Source organism: Caulobacter sp. LARHSG274 (genome assembly GCF_052871235.1).
In genome coordinates, this window is the sequence record NZ_JBIXJO010000030.1 from 1 (window position 1) to 20,137 (window position 20,137).

At 69.9% G+C, this 20,137-nt stretch carries 26 protein-coding genes and 1 other RNA gene; 10 read left to right on the plus strand and 17 right to left on the minus strand.

Annotation, left to right across the window (positions count from 1 at the left end):
- Positions 1–132 (plus strand): acetyl-CoA carboxylase biotin carboxyl carrier protein subunit (locus ACIPQB_RS25060; RefSeq protein WP_446488008.1); only part of this gene is annotated, 132 nt, incomplete at its 5' end.
- Positions 133–166: 34 nt separating this feature from the next.
- Positions 167–625, plus strand: a complete 459-nt coding sequence (locus ACIPQB_RS25065; protein WP_446487972.1) for a DUF805 domain-containing protein — start codon at positions 167–169, stop codon at positions 623–625.
- A gap of 5 nt (positions 626–630) precedes the next feature.
- On the opposite strand, the gene ACIPQB_RS25070 is transcribed toward ACIPQB_RS25065, so the two are convergent.
- From ACIPQB_RS25070 to ACIPQB_RS25095, 6 genes are all read right to left on the minus strand, one after another.
- A complete protein-coding gene (locus ACIPQB_RS25070; RefSeq protein ID WP_446487973.1) occupies positions 631–2,907 on the minus strand; it encodes a serine hydrolase domain-containing protein in 2,277 nt (758 codons plus the stop codon).
- Between the two features lie 114 nt (positions 2,908–3,021).
- Positions 3,022–3,810: a C13 family peptidase gene (locus ACIPQB_RS25075; protein WP_446487974.1), complete on the minus strand. Its 789-nt coding sequence runs from the start codon at positions 3,808–3,810 to the stop codon at positions 3,022–3,024.
- Between the two features lie 7 nt (positions 3,811–3,817).
- Positions 3,818–4,288, minus strand: coding sequence for a PaaI family thioesterase (locus ACIPQB_RS25080; RefSeq protein ID WP_446487975.1), 471 nt, complete (start codon positions 4,286–4,288; stop codon positions 3,818–3,820).
- 3 nt (positions 4,289–4,291) lie between these two features.
- Positions 4,292–4,777 carry an SspB family protein gene (locus ACIPQB_RS25085; protein WP_446487976.1) on the minus strand — a complete coding sequence of 162 codons (486 nt, stop codon included), beginning with the start codon at positions 4,775–4,777 and terminating at the stop codon, positions 4,292–4,294.
- 268 nt (positions 4,778–5,045) lie between these two features.
- Positions 5,046–5,410: a transfer-messenger RNA gene (ssrA, locus tag ACIPQB_RS25090) on the minus strand.
- Positions 5,376–5,684 carry an Atu4866 domain-containing protein gene (locus tag ACIPQB_RS25095; RefSeq protein WP_446487977.1) on the minus strand — a complete coding sequence of 103 codons (309 nt, stop codon included), beginning with the start codon at positions 5,682–5,684 and terminating at the stop codon, positions 5,376–5,378. Before ACIPQB_RS25095 ends, ssrA begins: the two co-directional genes overlap by 35 nt.
- Before the next feature lie 202 nt (positions 5,685–5,886).
- Here ACIPQB_RS25095 and ACIPQB_RS25100 point away from each other — a divergent pair, with 202 nt between their 5' ends.
- Positions 5,887–6,798, plus strand: coding sequence for an AraC family transcriptional regulator N-terminal domain-containing protein (locus tag ACIPQB_RS25100; RefSeq protein ID WP_446487978.1), 912 nt, complete (start codon positions 5,887–5,889; stop codon positions 6,796–6,798).
- A gap of 136 nt (positions 6,799–6,934) precedes the next feature.
- A complete protein-coding gene (locus ACIPQB_RS25105) occupies positions 6,935–7,597 on the plus strand; it encodes an aquaporin (RefSeq protein WP_446487979.1) in 663 nt (220 codons plus the stop codon).
- Here the strand turns inward: ACIPQB_RS25105 and ACIPQB_RS25110 are convergent.
- The 8 genes from ACIPQB_RS25110 to miaA form a co-directional block, all read right to left on the minus strand.
- Positions 7,575–8,504, minus strand: coding sequence for a hypothetical protein (locus ACIPQB_RS25110; RefSeq protein WP_446487980.1), 930 nt, complete (start codon positions 8,502–8,504; stop codon positions 7,575–7,577). The two genes, ACIPQB_RS25105 and ACIPQB_RS25110, sit on opposite strands and share 23 nt — an antisense overlap.
- A gap of 2 nt (positions 8,505–8,506) precedes the next feature.
- Positions 8,507–9,055: an acetolactate synthase small subunit gene (gene ilvN, locus ACIPQB_RS25115; RefSeq protein ID WP_446487981.1), complete on the minus strand. Its 549-nt coding sequence runs from the start codon at positions 9,053–9,055 to the stop codon at positions 8,507–8,509.
- Positions 9,055–9,351, minus strand: a complete 297-nt coding sequence (locus ACIPQB_RS25120) for a BrnA antitoxin family protein (protein ID WP_446487982.1) — start codon at positions 9,349–9,351, stop codon at positions 9,055–9,057. The genes ilvN and ACIPQB_RS25120 overlap by 1 nt, the downstream gene beginning before the upstream one ends.
- Complete coding sequence (locus ACIPQB_RS25125; RefSeq protein ID WP_446487983.1) at positions 9,344–9,691, minus strand: GIY-YIG nuclease family protein; 348 nt, start codon at positions 9,689–9,691, stop codon at positions 9,344–9,346. Before ACIPQB_RS25125 ends, ACIPQB_RS25120 begins: the two co-directional genes overlap by 8 nt.
- 167 nt (positions 9,692–9,858) lie before the next feature.
- Entirely contained in the window at positions 9,859–11,664 is a 1,806-nt protein-coding gene (locus tag ACIPQB_RS25130) for an acetolactate synthase 3 large subunit (protein ID WP_446487984.1), read from the minus strand.
- 103 nt (positions 11,665–11,767) lie between these two features.
- Positions 11,768–11,815, minus strand: coding sequence for a hypothetical protein (locus tag ACIPQB_RS25135; protein ID WP_369744215.1), 48 nt, complete (start codon positions 11,813–11,815; stop codon positions 11,768–11,770).
- 117 nt (positions 11,816–11,932) lie between these two features.
- Positions 11,933–12,415, minus strand: coding sequence for a CinA family protein (locus tag ACIPQB_RS25140; RefSeq protein ID WP_446487985.1), 483 nt, complete (start codon positions 12,413–12,415; stop codon positions 11,933–11,935).
- A 73-nt stretch (positions 12,416–12,488) separates the two neighbouring features.
- Positions 12,489–13,409: a tRNA (adenosine(37)-N6)-dimethylallyltransferase MiaA gene (gene miaA / locus ACIPQB_RS25145; protein ID WP_446487986.1), complete on the minus strand. Its 921-nt coding sequence runs from the start codon at positions 13,407–13,409 to the stop codon at positions 12,489–12,491.
- 68 nt (positions 13,410–13,477) lie between these two features.
- Between miaA and ACIPQB_RS25150 the strand changes: the two genes are divergently transcribed.
- From ACIPQB_RS25150 to ACIPQB_RS25160, 3 genes are all read left to right on the plus strand, one after another.
- Complete coding sequence (locus ACIPQB_RS25150) at positions 13,478–13,936, plus strand: hypothetical protein (RefSeq protein WP_446487987.1); 459 nt, start codon at positions 13,478–13,480, stop codon at positions 13,934–13,936.
- Positions 13,937–13,997: 61 nt separating this feature from the next.
- Entirely contained in the window at positions 13,998–14,867 is an 870-nt protein-coding gene (gene serB, locus ACIPQB_RS25155; RefSeq protein WP_446487988.1) for a phosphoserine phosphatase SerB, read from the plus strand.
- Positions 14,864–15,529, plus strand: a complete 666-nt coding sequence (locus tag ACIPQB_RS25160) for an HAD family hydrolase (RefSeq protein WP_446487989.1) — start codon at positions 14,864–14,866, stop codon at positions 15,527–15,529. The genes serB and ACIPQB_RS25160 overlap by 4 nt, the downstream gene beginning before the upstream one ends.
- A 13-nt stretch (positions 15,530–15,542) precedes the next feature.
- Here the strand turns inward: ACIPQB_RS25160 and hflC are convergent, their stop codons facing one another.
- Positions 15,543–16,388, minus strand: a complete 846-nt coding sequence (hflC, locus tag ACIPQB_RS25165) for a protease modulator HflC (protein WP_446487990.1) — start codon at positions 16,386–16,388, stop codon at positions 15,543–15,545.
- The gene (hflK, locus tag ACIPQB_RS25170; protein WP_446487991.1) at positions 16,385–17,485 is read right to left on the minus strand and encodes an FtsH protease activity modulator HflK; all 1,101 of its coding nucleotides are present in this window, start codon (positions 17,483–17,485) and stop codon (positions 16,385–16,387) included. The genes hflC and hflK overlap by 4 nt, the downstream gene beginning before the upstream one ends.
- 100 nt (positions 17,486–17,585) lie before the next feature.
- Here hflK and ACIPQB_RS25175 point away from each other — a divergent pair, with 100 nt between their 5' ends.
- The 3 genes from ACIPQB_RS25175 (at position 17,586) to ACIPQB_RS25185 (ending at position 19,453) form a co-directional block, all read left to right on the plus strand.
- A complete protein-coding gene (locus ACIPQB_RS25175; protein ID WP_446487992.1) occupies positions 17,586–18,737 on the plus strand; it encodes an Mrp/NBP35 family ATP-binding protein in 1,152 nt (383 codons plus the stop codon).
- A gap of 213 nt (positions 18,738–18,950) precedes the next feature.
- Complete coding sequence (locus ACIPQB_RS25180) at positions 18,951–19,076, plus strand: hypothetical protein (protein ID WP_446487993.1); 126 nt, start codon at positions 18,951–18,953, stop codon at positions 19,074–19,076.
- Positions 19,077–19,168: 92 nt separating this feature from the next.
- Positions 19,169–19,453 (plus strand): hypothetical protein, encoded by a 285-nt coding sequence (locus ACIPQB_RS25185; RefSeq protein ID WP_446487994.1) that lies wholly within the window; start codon positions 19,169–19,171, stop codon positions 19,451–19,453.
- Positions 19,454–19,457: 4 nt separating this feature from the next.
- On the opposite strand, the gene ACIPQB_RS25190 is transcribed toward ACIPQB_RS25185, so the two are convergent.
- Entirely contained in the window at positions 19,458–20,000 is a 543-nt protein-coding gene (locus ACIPQB_RS25190) for a VanZ family protein (RefSeq protein WP_446487995.1), read from the minus strand.
- Between the last annotated feature and the right edge of the window lie 137 nt (positions 20,001–20,137).

Here is a 20,137-nt window from a genome sequence, read left to right on the forward strand (position 1 = left end):
GTGGTCTGCGTGCTGGAGGCCATGAAGATGCAGAACATCATCCGCGCCGAGCGCGACGGCACCGTCAAGGCCGTCAACGCCAAGGCCGGAGACCCCGTCGCCGCCGACGAGGTCCTGGTGGAGTTCGCCTAGAACTTGTATCCATCCGCCTGGATCGGGGGGCGCCATGACGTTCGTGCAGAAACTGTTCTCGTTCCAGGGCCGCCTGCGCCGGCGCGACTACTGGCTCTACAGCATCCTGCTGGTGGCGGGCGCGCTGGCCGTGCTGGTCCCGGTGATCCTGGCGCTCGGCCTGCAAGCCGAGGACGCGCGGCTGTCGCTGCTGGGCCTGGTCTTGACCTGGCCGTCCATGGCCCTGCTGGTCAAGCGGATCCACGACCGCGACAAGACCGGCCGGATGGCGCTGATCTACTGGATCCCGTCGCTGGTCTCGACCGGCCTGGGCTTCATCCCGGCGTTCGGGCTTGGCGGCCTGAAGGTGTTTCTCGACATCAGCACCGGCATGATCGGCCTGTGGTTCCTGGTCGAGTTCGGCTTCATGGACGGGACCCAGGGACCGAACGAATATGGACCCTCGCCCAAGGGCGTCGTCCCCAAGGAAAAGCTGGCGGACGTGTTCAGCTAGACCCTCTAGGCGTTCCAGAACTCCAGGAAGCCCCAGGCCGCCAGCAACAGGGCGAAGGCCAGGAAGATGAAGGTGGTGCAGGTGAAGGCCAGCTTGCGCAGCGCGGTCCAGCTGTCGACCCGCCGGCCGCCGCGCCACACCATCGGGGTCATGGCCAGGGTGGCGACGGTCAGCAGGGTGGCGACGAAGGCGCAGGCCGAGGCCGTCAGCAGCCAACCGCTGGGCCAGCCGAAGAACACCCGCGCCTCGTCCGCGGCGCCGCGGGCGAATACGGCCAGGCCCAGCAGGGCGATCAGCCACAGCACCGCCTCGGTGGTCTGCAGCAGGCTGGCCCGGGCCTGGGTCGAGGTCTGCCGCGACTCGCGGCGGTCGCGGGTCGCCACACCGATCAGGGTGGCCAGCGCCGCCAGGGCGGTCAGGGCCGCGAGCCCCTTCAACAGGTCCGGCCCGTAGGGAAAGCTGATGCGCTCGTAGGCGGCCAAGCCGGCCGGCGAGAAGAACCGCGCCACCCGGCCGTCCTCGCGCTGGAAGACCAGCAGGCCCGAGCCGGCCAGCGGCGCGAAGACGTCGGGCTTTTCGGTCGCGGTCCACTGGCTGGACTGGCCGTCGAGGGTCAGGGTCAGGCGGCCGTCCGGGGCGGCGCGCACCGTGGCCTCGCCGATCAGCCGGTCGATGAAGCCTTCCAGCCCGCCATAGGCGCGGCGGGTGGTCAGGAACTGGCCCTCATAGGCCCGCGCCTGCTCTAGGGTCAGTTGGCTGGGGGCGGGGACCTCGGGCCGCGGCGCATAGAAGCGCTCGATTAGGGCAGCCGGCAAGGCGGCGGACAGGTCGCCGCCGGTGTCGGTGTTGACCGCCACGAACACGCCCAGCCCCAGGTCGGGAGCCATGACCAGGTTGGAGCGGAACCACAGGGTGGAGCCGGCCTGGCCAAAGCCGCGATGGCCGCCGGGCAGGGGGATGTCCTGGAAGCCGGCGTTCCAGCCAGGGGCGTCGGGCGCGGGCCGGTACATCGGCGTGCGGAAGGCCTGGCTGGTCCGCGGCGAGAACACGGTGCGGCCGTCGATCGTCCCGCCGTTCAGCAGCAGGGTCATGTAGCGGGCCATGTCGCCGGCCGTGCTCGAGGCCGAGGCGGCCGGGGCGATGTGGCCGATCAGCTCCGGCGCTTCGGTCTGGAAACCCAGGGGCGTCCAGCGGAAGCCGTCCGAGCGGTCGGCGGCCAGGGCGGGGGCCATGGGCGCGGGCAGGTCGCCGCGCCAGGGCCGGTCCTCGCGGAAGGTGGTGTGGGTCAGGCCGGCCGGGAAGATCACCTGGTCGGCGATCAGGGTCTCGAACGGCTGGCCGGTGACATTGGCCAGGGCCGCGCCGGCCAGGGCCGCGCCATAGTCGGAATAGGCCGGCAGCACGCCGGGCTCGCGCACGCGGTTGGGCCGCTCCTGGCGCAGATAGAGCTCCAGCGGGCGCTCCCGGCGCGGGTCGCGCTCGAACAGCTGGCCCAGGGCCCGGTCCTCGAACCCGGCCGAGTGGGTGACCAGGTCGCGCAGCCGCACGGGGCTCTTCTTGCCCTGGTCCTTCAGCTGCAGCTTCTCGGGCAGGTAGATGTTGACCGGGGTGTCCAGGCGCATCCGCCCGGCCTCGACCTCGTTCATCAGGGCGATCCAGGTGAAGGTCTTGGAGATCGCGCCGACCCGGAAAAGGGTGCGATCGGGATCGACCCGGCGGCCGCCGGTCAGGCTGGCGGCGCCATAGCCCTTTTTCAGCACCACCTGGCCGTTCTGGACGACGGCGACGGTGACGCCGGCGATGTGGTCGCGGGCCATGCTGCGGCGCACGACGCCGTCGACGAAGGCCTCCAGGTCGGCGCCCGGCAGCGGCGCGACATTGGCCGCGGGGGCGGGCACGATGGCGGCGCTCGGCGGCGTGCTGGCCACCGGACTCGGGGACGGCGGCGGGATGGGACGCGGCGCAGGCGCGACGGGTGGCGGCGTCGGCTTGGCGACGGTCCGGACGGGAGCGGCGGCGGTCGAAGCGGCGGCGGCCAAGGCGGCGGGGCGGGCCGGCGGCTTGGCGGTCGGCTTGGCGGCCGGCTTCGCGGCAGAGGCGCGGGCCCGACGAGCGGCGCGGGGATTGATCTTGGTGTAGGGGATCGGCGCGGTCGGGGTGGCGACGGCCGAGCTCGACCGGGACGGCGCGGGGTCTTGGGCTTCAGCCATCGGCGCGCCCAGCAGGCAGCCGCCGATGATCGCCGCCGAAAGGACGGCCCTGAACGAAAGACGCAGCGTCACGAACCAACACCCCCGATGATCATGGCGGAAAGACAGATGGCACTTCTAGGGCGCCCCCGCCGCGGATCAAGGGTCCGTGACGCCGCCGCCGCGTCTTTCCCGTGGACACCGCCTTCAGCGCCGCTTGACGGGGCGATCGGGCTTCGGGGCGGGACGGGCGAAGGCGTAGAGCGGCAGCACGGGCCGCAGGTTGGGGCCGATCCACAGCTGCGGCTGCGAGGCCGGCTCGGCCTTGGTGTCGTGCTCCTTGCGGGCCACGCAGGCCTGGGCGGCCTTGCCCAGGGCGATGAAGTCCGGGGCGGTGCGGGCCGACGACAGGAAACAGTCGTCGAAATAGGGATATTTGTTCCCCTCGCCGCAGCCGAACGAGGCGCGGTCGGACCTTGCCGCGGTCAGGATCATCCGATCGTCCTTCTGCAGCGGCGACACGAACACGCCGGAGAAACAGGCCGAAATCACCACGATCGCCGGACGGGCCGGGCAGGCGTCGTTGATCACCGCGGCCAGCAGCTGCGGCGGCAGGATGTCGTCGTCGATCTGCACCCCCTCGGGCGCGCCGTGGCTGCTGATATAGACCAGGCACCCGGCGGTGTTCTTGGCCGCCACGGCCCGCAGTCCGGCATGGATGCGGCCCAGCTCGGTCTTTTCGGGCTTCACGATCGGATAGCGTTGCGGGCGAACCGAATATTGCCGGACGGCCTGGGGCGAGAAGCCCAGGTCGACCAGGGTCTGGCTGACGTCGCGGCGGGCGTTGTCGAAGGCCTCGGTCGGGCCGCCCTCGTGGGCGTGCCAGTCGCCGGCCACCACCACGGCGGCCCATCGGGAGAACGGCCCCTCGGCCCGGGCCGCGGCCGGCGCCAGCAGCAGCGCCAGCAGGACCAGCAGGCTCGTCGCGCGCGGCATGGCGGCCCTATGTCTTGAATTTCGCGAAGGGCGTGGGGATGGCCGTGGCGCTGGCCTTGGCCAGCAGGCGGCCTTGCGGATCATAGAGCTCGCCCTCGCTGAAGCACACCGTGCGGCCCCACTTGACCACCCAGCCGACGGCGCGCAGCGGGCCGGGCAGGGTCGGCCGCAGGAAGCTGGTCTTCATCTCCAGGGTCGGCACGACGCAGGTCATGCCCGAGGTGATCAGGCCGGCCACCGACATGCATTCGTCGAGCATGGCGCAGACATAGCCGCCCTGCACGTGGCCCATCGGGTTGCCGACCTGCTCAAGGCGGGGCTCGAAGGCGACCTCGACCCGGCGGTCGGCCTGGCTGACGGCGAGCAGGCGAAAGCCCAGGGTGCGGGCGCTGCCCGGTACGTTCTTGGAGACGGTGAACCGCTCGAGGATGGCCTCGTCGGTCAGGGCCGAAGGCGTGTCCGCGGCGACGTCGCTCACGCGCTACTTCTTGCGGAACTGGTCGAGGGAAATGATCTTCGGGGCGTCCTCGCCGCCTTCGGCCGGGGCGGCGGCTTCGGGTTCCGGCTCCGGTTCGGGGGCCGGGGGCGCGATCTCGGGGGCCTCGAACTGCAGGGCGAACTGCACCGAGGGGTCGTAGAACCGGGTCACCGCCGCATAGGGCACCGACAGGCGCTTGGGTTGGCCGCCGAACTTCAGGGTCACCGAGAAGAAGGTCTCGCCCGGCGCCAGGTCCCAGTACTGGTGCTGCAGGATGATGGTCATCTCGTCGGGATACTTGCCCAGCAGGTCCTGCGGCCCGGAGACGCCCGCCGCCTGGGTCTTGAAGGTGATGTAGAGGTGGTGCGGCTCGGGCAGGCCGCCGGGCGCGGCGGCCTTTTTCAGCGCCGCCTTGACCACGCCGCGCAGCGCGTCCTGGGCCATGGCCTCATATTGCATCAGGTCTTCAGGCGGATTGGTCTGGGCCATGCGGTCCATCGAAAAGCGGGGACTGAAACGAAGCGCCTAGACTAGCGCGTCGCGGCGGCGCGGCAAAGGTGGCGCCGGGTGATTTTGAAGGTCGCCTGAGTCTCGTTTCCCTCCCCCTCGCGGGGAGGGTGGCCCCGAAGGGGTCGGGTGGGGGCCGGTGCAGGGCGGTGGATCATCGGCGGGCCCAGCAGGCCCCACCCGACCCTGGCGCTGCCAGGGCCACCCTCCCCACGAGGGGGAGGGAAAGGGCGTCTTAAATGTCGTGGAAAGTGGAGGGATTCTGTTGGCAGGCTCCCTCCGGGCCCCGCCTAAGGATCTGAACCCCTAGGACTTAAGAGGCGAGATCACCCGCACCGCATTACGCGGCGATGGCGAACTCTTCAGCGAAGTTATCGTTCGCAGTTAGTTTAGCGGCCCGATACGGTGAGCCACGCCGAGAGAAAGCAGTCACCTTTACACGTCTGTCGATGCTGATCGGCCCCATGGATTCCCGTGATAACTCGGGAGGCTTTGGTGGAGCCGCCGGGAATCGCACCCGGGTCCAGTCCGCTTATTACGTGCGCGTTTATCCCCATAGACCGGGCGAACCCGGACGAACTCAATATAGGGGGTGAGACGCGCCGAGGGAAGGGCGGCGATGGCCGCGGCGGGAAAACCGGCCGGTTTCGCGGGGCTTGGGCGGCGGCGTCAGGCTCAGCCGGCCCTCGGTCAGCCGCCCGATCAGCAGGCCGCCGCCGTCCTCGAACAGGCGCACGTCGTCGCCCTCCATCTCATAGTGGCCGGTGAAGACGACCTCGCCGTCATGGCGTTCTTCGAACCGGCCATCCATCCGCAGTTCGAGGGCGACGCCGTCGGCGCTGGCCCACACGCCGGACACGCGGCGAGCGATCTTGGGGTAATACTTCATGGGGAACCTCGGGGCGGGCGGCCTCGTCGCGACCAGACAGCAGACGTGACGAAGCAGACCTCGCCAATGTGACTCGTCCGGGCGCGGAGGCGATAGACCGATGCTCCGTCTTGATTGCACGATCCTGCACATTGGCCCCAAGGCGCGTGACGCCGGCCTTCGGTTTGGCTAGGGAAATGGCCGTCACTCAAGGGAATTGGTCATGGACGGGCAGAGCGAACTAGCTGCGCTGATTGAACGATACGCCCCGGCGGACGGGAGCTATGAGATCTGCGGCGAACGTGCGGCGGTGACGCGCTACAGCCATCCCACCGAGCCCACCCACGGCGTGTTCGGCCCGGCGGTCTGCGTGGTGGCTCAGGGGCGCAAGCAGGTGATGAGCGGCGGCGCCACCCTGATCTACGATCCGATGCGCTATCTGGTGGCCTCGGTGGACCTGCCGGTGATCGGCCAGGTGGTCGAGGCCTCGCCGGAGGTCCCCTACCTGTGCTTCCGCCTGTCGCTCGATCCGGAAATGATCGGCGACCTTCTGCTGCAGACCGGCGGCGAGCCGGCCCTGGCGGGGGACGCCGGGCCGCTGGTTGGGGCCATGGCGGTCAGCCAGGTCAATCCGCCGCTGCTGGACGCGGTGATCCGGATGGTGCGGCTGATGGAGACGCCGCGCGACGCCGCCGTCCTGGCCCCGCTGATCGAGCGCGAGATCCTCTACCGCATGCTGCTGGGCGACCAGGGGCCGCGCCTGGCCCAGATCGCCCGGGCCGACGGCCGCATGCGCCAGGTCCGGCGAGCGATCGGCTGGATCAAGCGCCACTTCGACCAGCCGTTCCGCATGGAGGACCTGGCCGCCGAGGCGCGGATGAGCCCCTCGGCCCTGCATCGCCACTTCAAGGCGGTCACGGCGCTGAGCCCGTTGCAGTACCAGAAGCAGATCCGCCTGCAGGAGGCGCGCAAGCTGATCCTGGCCCAGCGACTGGACGCCGGTTCGGCCGGCCACGCGGTCGGCTATGACAGCGCCTCGCAGTTCAGCCGCGAATACGCCCGGCTGTTCGGGGCGCCGCCGCTGCGCGACGCGGCCCGGCTGCGGTCGCGGCCGGACATGCTGATCGACACCTGAGGGCTCCAACTTTCAGCTGTTTCCGGCCTTTGAGCAACGCCTGGGTGTTTTTGCCATTTCAAGACTCGACGAATACCGACAAGCTCCCGCGGCTTTCTCGTCCAATCGAGAACAAGTCGCAGAGGGAGAGGTTCAAATGTCAAAGATTGTTGCCGAGCTGATCGGCACGTTCACTCTGGTGCTATTCGGTTGCGGAGCGGCGGTTCTCGGCGGCGACCACGTCGGACAACTGGGCATAGCCTTGGCGTTCGGGTTCGCGATCGTCGCCATGGCCTATGGCATCGGCCCGATTTCTGGATGCCACGTCAATCCTGCGGTCAGCCTGGCGGTGTTCGTCGCCGGCCGGATGAGCGCCAAGGACATGGCGCTGTATTGGATCGCCCAGTTCGTCGGGGCGCTGGCGGCGGCCGCGGTCCTGGCCTGCATCGCCGGCGGAACCCAGCACGGCCTGGGCCAGAACGGCTGGGGACCGGGCTATGGCGGCGGCTATCCGCTCCAGGCGGCCCTGGTGTTCGAGGTGGTGATGACCGCCCTGTTCGTCATCGTCATCCTGGGCTCGACCGGCCCCGGCGCGGCCCCGGGCTTCGCCGGCCTGGCGATCGGCATCACCTTGGCGGTGATCCACATCGTCGGCATCCAGGTGACCGGCGTCTCGGTCAATCCGGCCCGCAGCTTCGGTCCGGCGGTGCTGGTGCAAGGCCAGGCCCTGGCCCAGCTGTGGCTGTTCTTCGTGGCTCCAGCCGTCGGAGCGGTGCTGGGCGCGCTGCCGTTCCGCTTCAAGGTGTTGCAGGCGGCCTGACCGGCGGCGCGATGACGGGAGGCGGGGCGTTCGCGGACCCGGCCGGCGGCGCCGGATCCGGTTCGCGGGCGTCCTCCTCCCCCGCGTCGGGCGGCAAGGGAACGGCGGCGGGCTGGGCGCGATTGTTGTCGCCCGGCTTCAGCCGGCCGCCCGAGGCGAGCAGCGAATCATAGGCCTGCTGCTGGCGCGAGAAGTCGCCGCCGTGGGCGAACAGGGCGTCGAACCGGGCGTCGCGGCCGCTCGCCGCCGACAGGGCCGCGGCCAGGGCGGGGGCGATCGAGCCGACCTCGGCGTCGTCGCAGGCCCGGCGCAGGTGACGAGCCTGGCCGGGAACCAGCAGGGTGACGTCCCAGGAGATCCCGTCCAGGCAGACCGGGGCCAGGGCCCCGCCGCCATAGTCGACCACCACCGAACGCGGCTGGCTCCACAGCGGATGGCCGGCCAGGGCCTTCAGCGGCGCGATTTGCTGCGTCGCCAGTTCGGCGTCGATGTCGACCCTGCGGGCGATCTCGGGCGCGCAGCAGCCCAGGCCGGCCCGGGCCTGGACGAAGGCGCGGCCGTCGCGGCGCACCGTGACCCGCACCACCGCCTGGCGCACGCCGCGGGCCGGCCGGGCCCAGACCTCGAGGATCAATTCGCCGCGCTTGATCAGCTGGCTCTGCAGCGGCTGCAGGCCCCACAGGCGGTAGAGCAGGGGATCGACGCCGTTGTCGATCGGCGTCAGGGTCTCGCCGCGCGCCAGCCGGCGGCCCTGCAGGGGGTCCTGCTCGGGCGGCGGCCGGGGAACCTCCGGCGCCCACCAGACGGCCGGATCGGGCGGAGCGGACACGCCCGCAGGCGGCGTCGGCTGCTGGGCGACCAGGGCCAGCCCCGCGAAAAGACCGGCCAGGCTGGACGCGCCCGTCATCGCTACATTCCTTCAACGCCCCGCTCGATGGAAAGCACGCCGGTGCGCGACAGTTCCACCAGGCCCAGCGGCCGCATCAGGTCGAGGAACTTGTCGATCTTCGACGGCGCGCCCGAGATCTCGAACACGAAGCTTTCCAGGGTGGTGTCCACCGGCTTGGCGCGGAAGATCTCGGCGATACGCAGGGCCTCGACCCGGTCGGCGCCCGAGCCGCGCACCTTGACCAGGGCCAATTCGCGCTCGACGCCATTGGGGTCGCGGGTCACGTCGTGGACGCGGCGGACATTGACCACCTTGTGCAGCTGGGCCTCGATCTGGTCGAGCACATGGCGGGTGCCGCGAGTGACCACCGTGATGCGGCTGGTGTGGGCCTTGCGGTCGGTCTCGGCCACCGTCAGGCTCTCGATGTTGTAGCCGCGGGCGGCGAACAGCCCGACCACCCGGTGCAGCACCCCCGGCTCGTTGTCGACCAGCAGGGCGAAGGTCGCGGTCTGCTCGACCTGGGCGTTGGGGGCCATGTCATAGGCGGAGGCGGGTTGGTCGTCGGTCATCAGGCGCGCTTCTTTTCGTGTTTGGCCACGTGCTGGCGCAGCACGCGATTGATCTCGGTCTGATAGGGCTTGTCGCCCGCGTGTTGCTTGAACCAGTCGACCACTTCAACGTCGAGACGGATCGTTACGGGCTGCTTGATTGGACGACTGGTCCCTCGGCGAGCAGTAGCCCACCGCGCCTCGGTTATCTCCGGAATATCGCTGAAGTCGATATCTTCGTCCCGCATGGCGGCGAGGCGAGCGAGCTGCTCCAGTTGTTCAGGCGTGAGCGGTCGTTTGGACTCATGTTCAATCATAGTGTTTCCCCCGGTTTGGGGGCAGGCTGAGGCTTCGGTTGCCGCCACGGCGACGCGAGAGAGACGGCAGTGCATCCCAATCGCCGCGCATCATCGCTTCTTTCTTGGCGCGGGACCAACCCTTGATCCGACGCTCAGTATCGATGGCGTCGATGATGTACTGGAAGGGCTGACACCACACGAGCTTCACGGGGAGGCGAGACGCTGTGTATTCGCCGCCGCGACCCTCCTGATGCTGGGCGACGCGCACCTCTAGGTCTGATCCCCTGTGAGATCCGACATAGTATGAACCGTCGCGGCACTGGAGCATGTAAACCCACGCGCTGTGGAGATCGTACATCGGCCCTGCGTCCTTCGAGGCGAACCCTTCAGGTTCGCACCTCAGGATGAGGAATGAAGCGGACGACACGAAAGCAGAAAAATCGAGGCTTTACTCAATTCCTCGCCTCTACTGACTTCCTCATCCTGAGGCGCCCTCCGAAGGAGGGCCTCGAAGGACGCAGTGCGTTAGACCAGCCCCGCCCCAGCCGCCCCGATCACGTTGCCGATGTCCTCGACGTCGCCCATGATCATCTCGTTGTGGGCCTTGCCCGAGGGGATCATCGGCAGGCAGTTCTCGTGCTTCTCGACACGGCAGTCGAAGACCACGACCTTGTCGCTGTTGATCATCTCCAGGATCTTGCCGTCCAGCTCGGCCGGGTCCGAGCAGCGGATGCCGACGGCGCCATAGGCCTCGGCCAGCTTCACGAAGTCGGGCAGGCTGTCGGAATAGGAGTGGCTGTAGCGCTCGCCGTGCAGCAGCTGCTGCCACTGGCGGACCATGCCCATCCATTCGTTGTTCAGGATGAAGATCTTGACCGGCAGGTTGAACTGGATCGCCGTCGACAGTTCCTGGATGCACATCTGGATCGAGGCCTCGCCGGCGATGTCGACGACCAGGGCGCCCGGATGGGCCAGCTGCACGCCCAGGGCGGCGGGCAGGCCGTAGCCCATGGTGCCCAGGCCGCCGGAGGTCATCCAGCGGTTGGGCTCCTCGAAGCGGAAGAACTGCGCGGCCCACATCTGGTGCTGGCCGACCTCGGTGGTGATGTAGACGTCCTTGTCGCGGGTCAGGGCGTACAGGCGCTCGATGGCGTACTGCGGCTTGATCACGCTCTCCGAGCGCCGGTAGTTCAGGCATTGCCGGGCCCGCCAGGCGTCGATCTGGGCCCACCACTCGGTCAGGGCGGCCTTGTTGGGCTGGTGGCCGGCCGCCTTCCAGGCCGCGATCAGGTCCTCCAGCACGCTGCCGGCGTCGCCGACGATCGGCAGGTCGACGCGGACGTTCTTGTTGATCGACGAGGCGTCGATGTCGATGTGGATCTTCTTGCTGCCCGGCGAGAAGGCGTCCAGACGCCCCGTGACACGGTCGTCGAAGCGGGCCCCGACGCAGATCATCACGTCGCAGTCGTGCATGGCGTTGTTGGCTTCGAAGGTGCCGTGCATGCCCAGCATGCCCAGCCAGGCCGGATCGGCGGCCGGGAAGGCGCCCAGGCCCATCAGGGTCGAGGTGACCGGCGCGCCGGTCAGGGCGGCGAACTCGCGCAGGGCCGCGCTGGCCTTGGGGCCGGCGTTGACCACGCCGCCGCCGGTGTAGAAGACCGGCCGGCGGGCGCGGGCGATCAGGGCCGCGGCCTCGGCGATCCGGGCCGCGTCGCCCTTGATCCGCGGCGCATAGGCGTGGGTCGAGCGCACCTCGCCCGGGCCGTAATATTCGCCCTGGGCGAACTGGACGTCCTTGGGGATGTCGATCAGCACCGGGCCGGGACGGCCGGTGGTGGCGATCTTGAAGGCCTCATGGATGATCTGCGGCAGGTCGCGGACGTCCTTGACCAGGTAGTTGTGCTTCGTGCACGAGCGGGTCATGCCGACCGTGTCGGCTTCCTGGAAGGCGTCGGTGCCGATCAGGTGGGTGGGGACCTGGCCGGTGATGACGACCATCGGGATGGAGTCCATCAGGGCGTCCATGATGCCGGTGATGGCGTTGGTCGCGCCCGGGCCCGAGGTGACCAGGACGACGCCCGGCTTGCCCGAGCTGCGGGCGTAGCCCTCGGCGGCGTGGGTCGCGCCCTGCTCGTGGCGGACCAGGATGTGCTGCAGCCGCGGCTCGTGGAACAGCGCGTCATAGATCGGCAGGACCGCCCCGCCCGGATAGCCGAACAGCACCTCGACGCCCTGGTCCACGAGGCCGCGGACCACGATCTCGGCGCCGGTCATGGCGCGGGAGGCGGTGTCGGCGGGAGTTTGGCTCTCGATGGTCTGGTGGGCGGTCATGGCGGGGTCCCGGATGGACTTTGGGGTTGGGGTAGGGCGGAAAAGAAAAAAGGTCCCGAAGGACCTTTGTACGCGCGACCGATCTATCAGCGTGACTTCTAGGTCACGCCGTGAACGGCCGCTCCATAAGTACGATCATGGTGTTGCGCACGAGTGTTGCTCCAAATGGATGATCGGGGAATGCCATGCTCGCCCCAAGGCGTCAAGGCGCGCTTTGACGCAAGAAACGACCCGTGGCGTCGGCGCCACGGCGATCGCCAGGCGAAATTCAGCCGAGAGTCCGCAGCAGCAGGGCAAGGGCTTGCTCGGCGAAGCTCCGCATATTGGCCTCGCGCTCGTCGATCCCGGTCTCGACGGTAAGACTGACCTCCTGGCCGTTCCCGACCACGGCCAGGCAGCTGTGGCCGGGCGCGTCGCCATAGCGGTTGCCGTCCGGCCCGGCCGCCCCGGTCTCGGCCAGTCCCCAGTTGGCCTTGAGGTTCTTGCCGACCACCCGGGCCAGCAGCACGGCGTAGGGCTCGCTGGCCGAGCGCAGGCCGTCCATGGCCTTCTGCGGAATGTCCAGCAGGGTCAGGCGGGCGCGGGCCGTATAGACCACCGCCCCGCCGACATAGAACTTCGACGCCCCCGGCACGGCCAGCAGGGCCGAGGAGATCAAGCCGCCGGTCGAGGATTCGGCCACGGCCAGCGTCTCGCCGCGCTCGGTCAGGCGGGCGGCGACGGCGGCGGCGAGGCGGGCGAGTTCGGTCATGGGGAGGTCATCCTGGTCATCGGCTTGGCGAAATAACACCGCCCAGCTTTGCGGATGAACGGTTGAAGAAGGGTCAGGTGAGCTGGTCGCCAAGCTGCGTCAACTGTTCCTCGTGCTCCAGCGCCGTGACCCTCTCCCAGTCCGGCGTCTGATTCCTGAACCACGTCATCTGCCGCTTCGCATACCGCCGCGTCTCCTGCCGCGCCGCGTCCAGCGCTTCGTCCAGCGACGTCTCGCCTCGCAGGTGCGCCGCCAGTTCGCGGTAGCCGACCGCCTTCAGGGCGGGGAGGGACGGGTCCAGGTCCCGGGCCTCCATCGCCGCCACCTCGTCCAAGGCCCCGTGCTCGACCATCAGGCCCAGGCGGGCGTCGCAGCGGGCGTAGAGTTCGGGGCGGGGCGGGTCGAGCACGAGGCCGCGCCAGGTCCCGGCGGCCAGGGTCGGCTTGGTGTCGGTCTGCCAGGCGGTCAGCGGCTTGCCGGTGGCCACGGCCACGGCGTGGGCGCGGACCAGGCGCTGGCGGTCGCCGACCTCGATGCGGACCTCGGCGGCAGGATCGAGGGCGGCCAGCAGGTCGCGGAAGGCCGGCTCGCCCTGGGCGGCGTAGAGCAGGCCGGAGACCTCGCGCTGGGTCTCGGGCACCGGCGGCACCTCGGCCAGGCCGTGGGTCAGGGCGCGGAAATAAAGGCCGGTGCCGCCGACCACGATGGCGTGGCGGCCGCGCGCGGCGATCTCGGCCAGCGCCGCAGCGGCGGCCGAAAGCCAGCGGCCGACCGACCAGCCGTCGGCCGCGTCGGCGACGGCGAACAGGTGATGCGGGGCCTGGGCCAGCTCCTCGGGCGACGGACCGGCGGTCAGCACCCGCAGGCCGGCATAGAGCTGCATGGAGTCGGCGTTGACGATCTCGCCGTCGAGGGCGCGGGCCAGCCTGAGCGCCAGGGCGGACTTGCCGCTGGCGGTGGGGCCGGCGATAAGGGTGATCGGCGTGTCGGGCAATCTCAGGTCGATCCTATGGCCTCGTAGGCGTGTGCGCCGCCACCATTTAGCGTTGTTCGGGGAAAATCATGAAAATCGCTGCCGGCGTCATCCTAACCGCCGCCTTGACCGTCGTCTCTACGTCCGCCTTCGCCGCCACCGGCCAGAAGATCGCGCCCGCGCCCGAAGCGGCGGCGCCGTCGGCCGCGGCGGTCGCGCCGGCCGACCTCGACGAGCGCCTGGGCTGCGGCGTCATGCTGGTGACCATCGACGAGGTGCTGCAGCGCAATCCGCAGCTGGCGGCCAAGTTCTCGCAGGGCGACAAGAGCAGCGCCGCGATGATGCCGCTGTTCCGGGTGCTGGGGGCCAGCGGCGGGATCCTGCTGGACAAGGCCTATGCCGAAGGCGCGGCTCAGGGCCAGACGCCGACCGTCCTCTACCGCCGCGGCGTGGCCGAGCTGTCGTCCAAGTTCGCCAATGGCGGCGGCAAGGAAGAGGCCATGGCGATGTTCAGCCGCTGCATGCAGGTGGCCGCCCCAGCGTCGTGATCGACCGGCGCGGGCGCTTCCAAGGTTGACGCGGACGGCTTCCTCCAATAGCCGCCGCGTCATGCTCGCGATCACCCTCGTCTCGCCCGACCCCGCCGCCCTGGCGCAGGCCGCCGCCGCCGTGCGCGCGGCGCTCGCCGTCGACGCCGAAACCGCGCTCGGGGAGGGGGCGATCGACCTCCTGGTCGAGGCCGTGCAAGGCGAAGCCCACTTGGCCGTCAAGGCCGCGGTCGGGGCCCTGCCGGTCGACTTCGCCGTGCAGCCGGCCGAAGGGCGTCGCAAGCGCCTGCTGATCGCCGATATGGACTCCACCATCATCGGCTGCGAGTGCCTGGACGAACTGGCCGACTTCGCCGGGGTCAAGGACCAGGTCTCGGAGATCACCGAGCGGGCGATGCGCGGCGAGCTGCTGTTCGAGGGCGCCCTGCGCGAGCGGGTCGGCATGCTCAAGGGCCTGTCGGTCGACGCCCTGCAGGCCTGCTACGACGACCGGGTGAAGCTCAATCCCGGGGCCCGGACCCTGGTGGCGACCATGGCCGCCGACGGCGCGCGCTGCGCCCTGGTCTCGGGCGGCTTCACCTTCTTCACCGGCCGGGTGGCGGCGGCGGCGGGCTTCCACCTCAACCGCGCCAACACCCTGATCGAGGCGGACGGCGTCCTGACCGGCCAGGTCGGCGAGCCGATCCTGGGCAAGGAGGCCAAACTGGCCGCCTTGATCGAGGAGACCGCGGCCCTGGGCCTGACCCCCGCCGAGGCCCTGGCGGTGGGCGACGGGGCCAACGACCTGGCGATGATCGAGGCCGCCGGCCTAGGCGTGGCCTATCGCGCCAAGCCGATCGTCGCGGCCCAGGCCCACGCCAAGGTCGACTACGCCGATCTGACCGCCCTGCTGTACTTCCAGGGCTACCGGGCCAAGGAGTTCGTGTCGTGAGCTTCCCGCGCGGCGTCCAGGCCGTGGTCTTCGACATGGACGGCCTGCTGCTCGACACCGAGACCGTCTACCAGGCGGCGATGATCGAGGCCGGCCAAGCGTTCGGCGTCGACTTCACCGCCGCGACCTACGCCAAGATGGTCGGCAAGACCAATCCCGAGTGCGGGGTGATGCTGCAGGAGCTCTACGGGCCGAACTTTCCGGTCGAGGCCTATTTCCAGCGCACCTGGGCCGACGTCGAGGCGCTGCTGGAGGCCGAGGTGCGGCTGAAGACCGGGGTCATGGAGATCCTCGACTATCTGGACGCCCTGGCCATTCCGCGGGCCATCGCCACCTCCAACAGCCGCCAGTCCGTCGACCGCTATCTGGGCCGCTTCGACCTGGTGCGCCGCTTCCATGCGGTGGTCGCCAACGCCGACGTCACCCGCCACAAGCCGCACCCCGACCCCTATCTGGAGGCGGCCCGGCGGCTGAACGTCCATCCCGCCCTGTGCTTGGCGCTGGAGGACTCCCACCCCGGCGTCCGCGCCGCCCACGCCGCCGGGATGATGACCGTCATGGTACCCGACATCCTCGACCCCACCGAGGAGATCGAGGCCAAGTGCGTGCACATCGCCCAGAGCCTGCACGTGGTGCTGGACCTGCTGAAGGCGGCGGCCTAGCCGCCACCCCCCGCTACCCCGCCGGGCCCTTTTCGAAATATTTGAAGAAGGCGCTGTCGGGCGAGAGCACCAGGGTGGTGTCGCCCTTGCCCAGGGCCGCCTCATAGGCCTGCATCGAGCGGTAGAAGGACGCGAAGCCCGGGTCGCGGCCGAAGCTGGCGGCGAACATCTGGGCTCGCTGGGCGTCGGCGTCGCCGCGGATCTTCTCGGCCTCCTCATAGGCGGTGGCGACGATCTCGCGCCGCTGCTGCTCGCCCATGGCCCGCAGCTGGGCGGCCTCCTGCTTGCGGGCGGTCTGCATGCGCTCGAACACCGCCTGCTCGTTGGCCAGCGGCAGGTCGGCGCGCTTGATGCGCACGTCGATGATCTGCACGCCGAGATCGGAGGCGGCGACCTGGGCGGCCACGCGCGCGCGGATCGCGGCCATCACCTGGGCGCGCTTGCCGGCGATCACGTCGCCCGAGCTCGAGCGGCCGACCTCCTCGCGCAGGGCGGCGTTGACGATGCTCTCCAGACGGTCCTTGGCGATGCTTTCCTGGCCCAGGGTCCGGTAGAACTGGCGCGGGTCGGTGATGCGGTAGCGGACGAAGGCGTCGACCACCAGCCGCTGCTGGTCGGCGGCGGTGACCTCTTCCTCGTTGGCGTTGAGGTTGATGTTGCGCTTGTCGAACCGCAGCACCGTCTCGAACGGGTTCTTCACATGCAGCCCGGGCGTCAGCACCGTGCGGACCGGGTCGCCGAACCGGACCAGCAGGGCCTGCTGGCGCTGGTCGACCTTGAACAGCACGGTGTTGGCCAGGATGAAGGCGGCCACGATCGCCACGGCCGCAAATACCGTCGTCCCCTTGAGGCTGTTCATCGGACGGCTCCCTCGGCGGCGGCGGCGTTGCTGATCGAGGTCCGCGGCCGGAAGGTGTCGGACGGCAGGATCACCGGCGCATTGGCCCCCTTGCTGTCGATGATCACCTTGTTGGAACTGGCCAGCACCCGCTGCATGGTCTCGATATAGAGCCGCTCTCGGGTCACGGCCGGGGCCAGCTTGTACTGCTCGTAGACCTGGTTGAAGCGGGCCGCGTCGCCGGCCGCCTCGCGCACCACCTGCTCGCGATAGCCGAGCGCGGCCTGGGTGATCTGGGCCGCCTCGCCGCGGGCGTTGTTGGCGGCGGACTGGGCGTTCTGGGCGGCGCGCTGGACGTCGCGATAGGCTTCCAGCACCGGGCCGGGCGTGGTGGCGGTCTGGATGTTGACGTTCTGGATCGACACGCCGATGTCGTAGCGGTCGAGGATCTGCTGCATCAGCCGCTTGGTCTCGGCCTGCAGCTGACCGCGGCCGGTGGTCAGGATCGGGGTCAGGGCGGTCTTGCCGACCACCTCGCGCATGGCGCTCTCGGCGACGTCCTTGATCACCGCGTCGGGCTCATAGACGTTGAAGGTGTATTTCGCCGCGTCCGACACCCGCCACTGCACCGTGAAGCTGAGATCGACGATGTTCTCGTCGCCGGTCAGCATCAGGCGCTCGTCCGGCACCGGGGCGGCGGCCGTGCCGCCGACGTCCAGGGCCTGGGTGGCGGTGACCGAGACCAGCTCGGCGCGCTCGATCGGGAAGGGCAGGTGGTAGCGCAGGCCCGGGCCGGCGGTGCGGGTATAGGCGCCGAAGGTGGTGACTACGGCCTGCTCCTTGGGCTGCACGACATAGCAGCCCGACAGGGCCCACAGGGCGACGAGGCCGAGCACCGAGCCGGCGATGGCGCGCTGGCGGCCGGGGCCGCCGAAGGTGCGGCGCAGGGTCTGGGTCAGGCGGTCGAGCAGGGCGTTGACGTCGATCGGCGGCGGCGGGGCGCCGGGACCGCCGCCGGGGCGCGGACCTTCGTTGCGGGAACGCTCGCCGTCCTTCTTGCCGTCGTCCGGCGGCGGGGATCCCCAGGGACCGGGGCCTGCGTTGTCGTTCCAGGGCATGGGCGGCGTCGTCTTCCCGTCACTGCGATTTTGGCGGGGTTGTAAAACGGGCCCCGCACGCGGATATGAGAGCCCCCGCAGAACAAGGCAAGACAAACCCGTGACCGCAGCGCCTCCCGCCACCCCCGACGACGCCCGCGCGGCCCTGGACGCGATCGTCGATCCGGTCTCGGGCGAGGGCCTGGTCGCGGCCGGACTGGTGCAGGGACTGGTGGTGCGGGCCGGACGGGCCGGCTTCATGCTCGAGGTGCCGGCCTCGCAGGCGGCGACCTATGCGCCGGTGCGCGCGGCGGCCGAGAAGGCCCTGGCCGGCCTGCCCGGGATCGAGGTCGCCCAGGTGGTGCTGACCGCCCAGGCCGGGGCCGAGACGACGCGGGTGCGCAAGGGCGCCAAGCTCAGCGAGGACAAGCAGGCCCGCCTGGCCCCGCCGCCGGAGGCCGAGAAGCCGGCCCATGTGCGCCACGTCGTCGCCGTGGCCTCGGGCAAGGGCGGGGTCGGCAAGTCCACCGTCGCCACCAACCTGGCCTGCGCCTTCGCGGGCCTCGGCCTGCGGGTCGGCCTGCTGGACGCCGACGTCTACGGCCCCTCGGCCCCGCGGATGATGGGCGTCGATGGCGAACCCAGCTTCGAGGACGGCAAGCTGCAGCCGCTGGAGGCCCATGGGATCAAGCTGATGTCGATCGGCTTCCTGGTCGACGAGGGCAAGGCGATGATCTGGCGCGGGCCAATGGCCTCGTCGGCGGTCCGCCAGATGATCCACGACGTCGCCTGGGGCTCGGAGGCCGCGCCGCTGGACGTGCTGGTCGTCGACCTGCCGCCGGGCACCGGCGACATCCACCTGACCCTGGTCCAGAAGCTGCGCATCGACGGCGTGGTGCTGGTCACCACCCCGCAGGAGATCGCCCTGATCGACGCGCGCCGGGCGGCGGCGATGTTCGGCAAGACCGTCACCCCGATCCTCGGCCTGATCGAGAACATGGCCTTCTTCGCCGACCCGGCGACCGGCGCCCCGATCCCGATCTTCGGGACCGGCGGCGGCGCGGCGGAGGCCAAGGTCCTGGACGTGCCGCTGCTGGCCCAGGTCCCGATCGAGGTCGCGGTGCGCGAGGCCGGCGATGCGGGGACCCCGGTGGTGCTGCGCGCGCCCGACAGCGCGGCGGCGAAGGCGTTCGGCGCGGCGGCGGCGGCGTTGGGCGCGACGCTGCATCTCGCCGGGGCCGATCGCGCAGCAAGCGAGCCGGGGCAAGGCTAAATCAAGCCGCCTGCAAGTCGAGCCCGCCGTCGGCCTTGAACCCTTGTACTGAGCGTCAACTGCAGGCTTGACCTCGAACGCGCATCCTTGGGTCGCATTTGGCCGAGAGAATGAAAGTAAATCGGCGCTGGAAATGAAATTTCCAGTGCCGCTTGCATCGACTCAGCGCCAGGAACATTCAAGAACACGGGGCTTCGCGCGGCGGAGGGTTCGATGCTTATCGGTCCGACACTTCATGCCCATGGCCAACAACTCAGCGTCAAGCGCCGGCTGCGGTGGACGATGCTGGCCCTGATCGCGGCCAATGTGGTGCTGTGGACGGTGGTGTTCGGAATCTAGCGGCTGCGAAAGGCGGCGTTTGCAGGCAACCCCGGCGCCGCCTGGCGGGTTCTATCCGTGACGCTCCGCGGAGCGAAGAACGGGAGAGAGCCATGAACTTCGGCCAAAAAGAACAACAACAGGGCCGTCACTTCACCCACGGCACCAGCGCGACCACCGCCGACATGGCGGCCGAAGGCAAGGTGCGGCACGAGGACAAGCACATCGACGCGCCCCATGCCCGCAAGGCGCAGACCCCGCTCGCCGAGGGCGAAAAGCACGATCAGCTGGCCGAGAAGGTCGAAGGCGCCGAAAGCCGCCAGGAGGCCCTGCTCGACGAAGGCCTGGAGGAAAGCTTCCCGGGCAGCGACCCGGTCAGCGTCAAGCGCATCACCTGACGGCTCAGGCGGTCCGGCGCGGCGGGAAATGCTGGGCGGCGCGGCTGGCGAAGCTGGCCTGGCGTTCGGTCTCGCCCCGCGGCGGCTTGGGCGCAAAGGCGACGGAATCGGACGCCGCGGCCGGGCGAGGCCGGCGGCTGCGGCGGTCGCCGGCCTTGATGTCGCGGAAGCTCGCCGCGCCCTGATCGCGGGCGAGCTTGCGCAGGCCTTCGATCTGGCTGCTGATATAGACCACGCCGACCCCCAGGGCGTCGGCCCCCAGATCGGCGAACGAGGCGCTGCGATCGGCGGTGAACAGCTGGGCGACCTCGACGCTGGCGCCCAGCATCACCGCCGCGACCGCCAGGTCGTTGCGGCGCATGCGCGGAAAGGCCACGAACGACACCGCCACCAGCCCGCCGAAGGCGATGGCGTGGGCGGCCTTGTCGCTCAGTCCGAACACCTCCTCCAGCCCGGGCCAGGGGCCCAGCATCAGCACCGCGGCGGTCAGGGCGCCGGCGATCAGGACGGTGCGGGCGGTGGTCACGACATGGTTGGGCGTCAGCATCGGCTTTACGAACTCCGGTGGAGCCCAAAACCTAGCGGCCTTGGCCTACAAGGCCGTGAACGAACAGGGTCAACGGAAGATGACCAGAGGTGGCAGGCGTTCAGGCTTCCCCTTATCCCGCAAGGGGAGATGAGGGG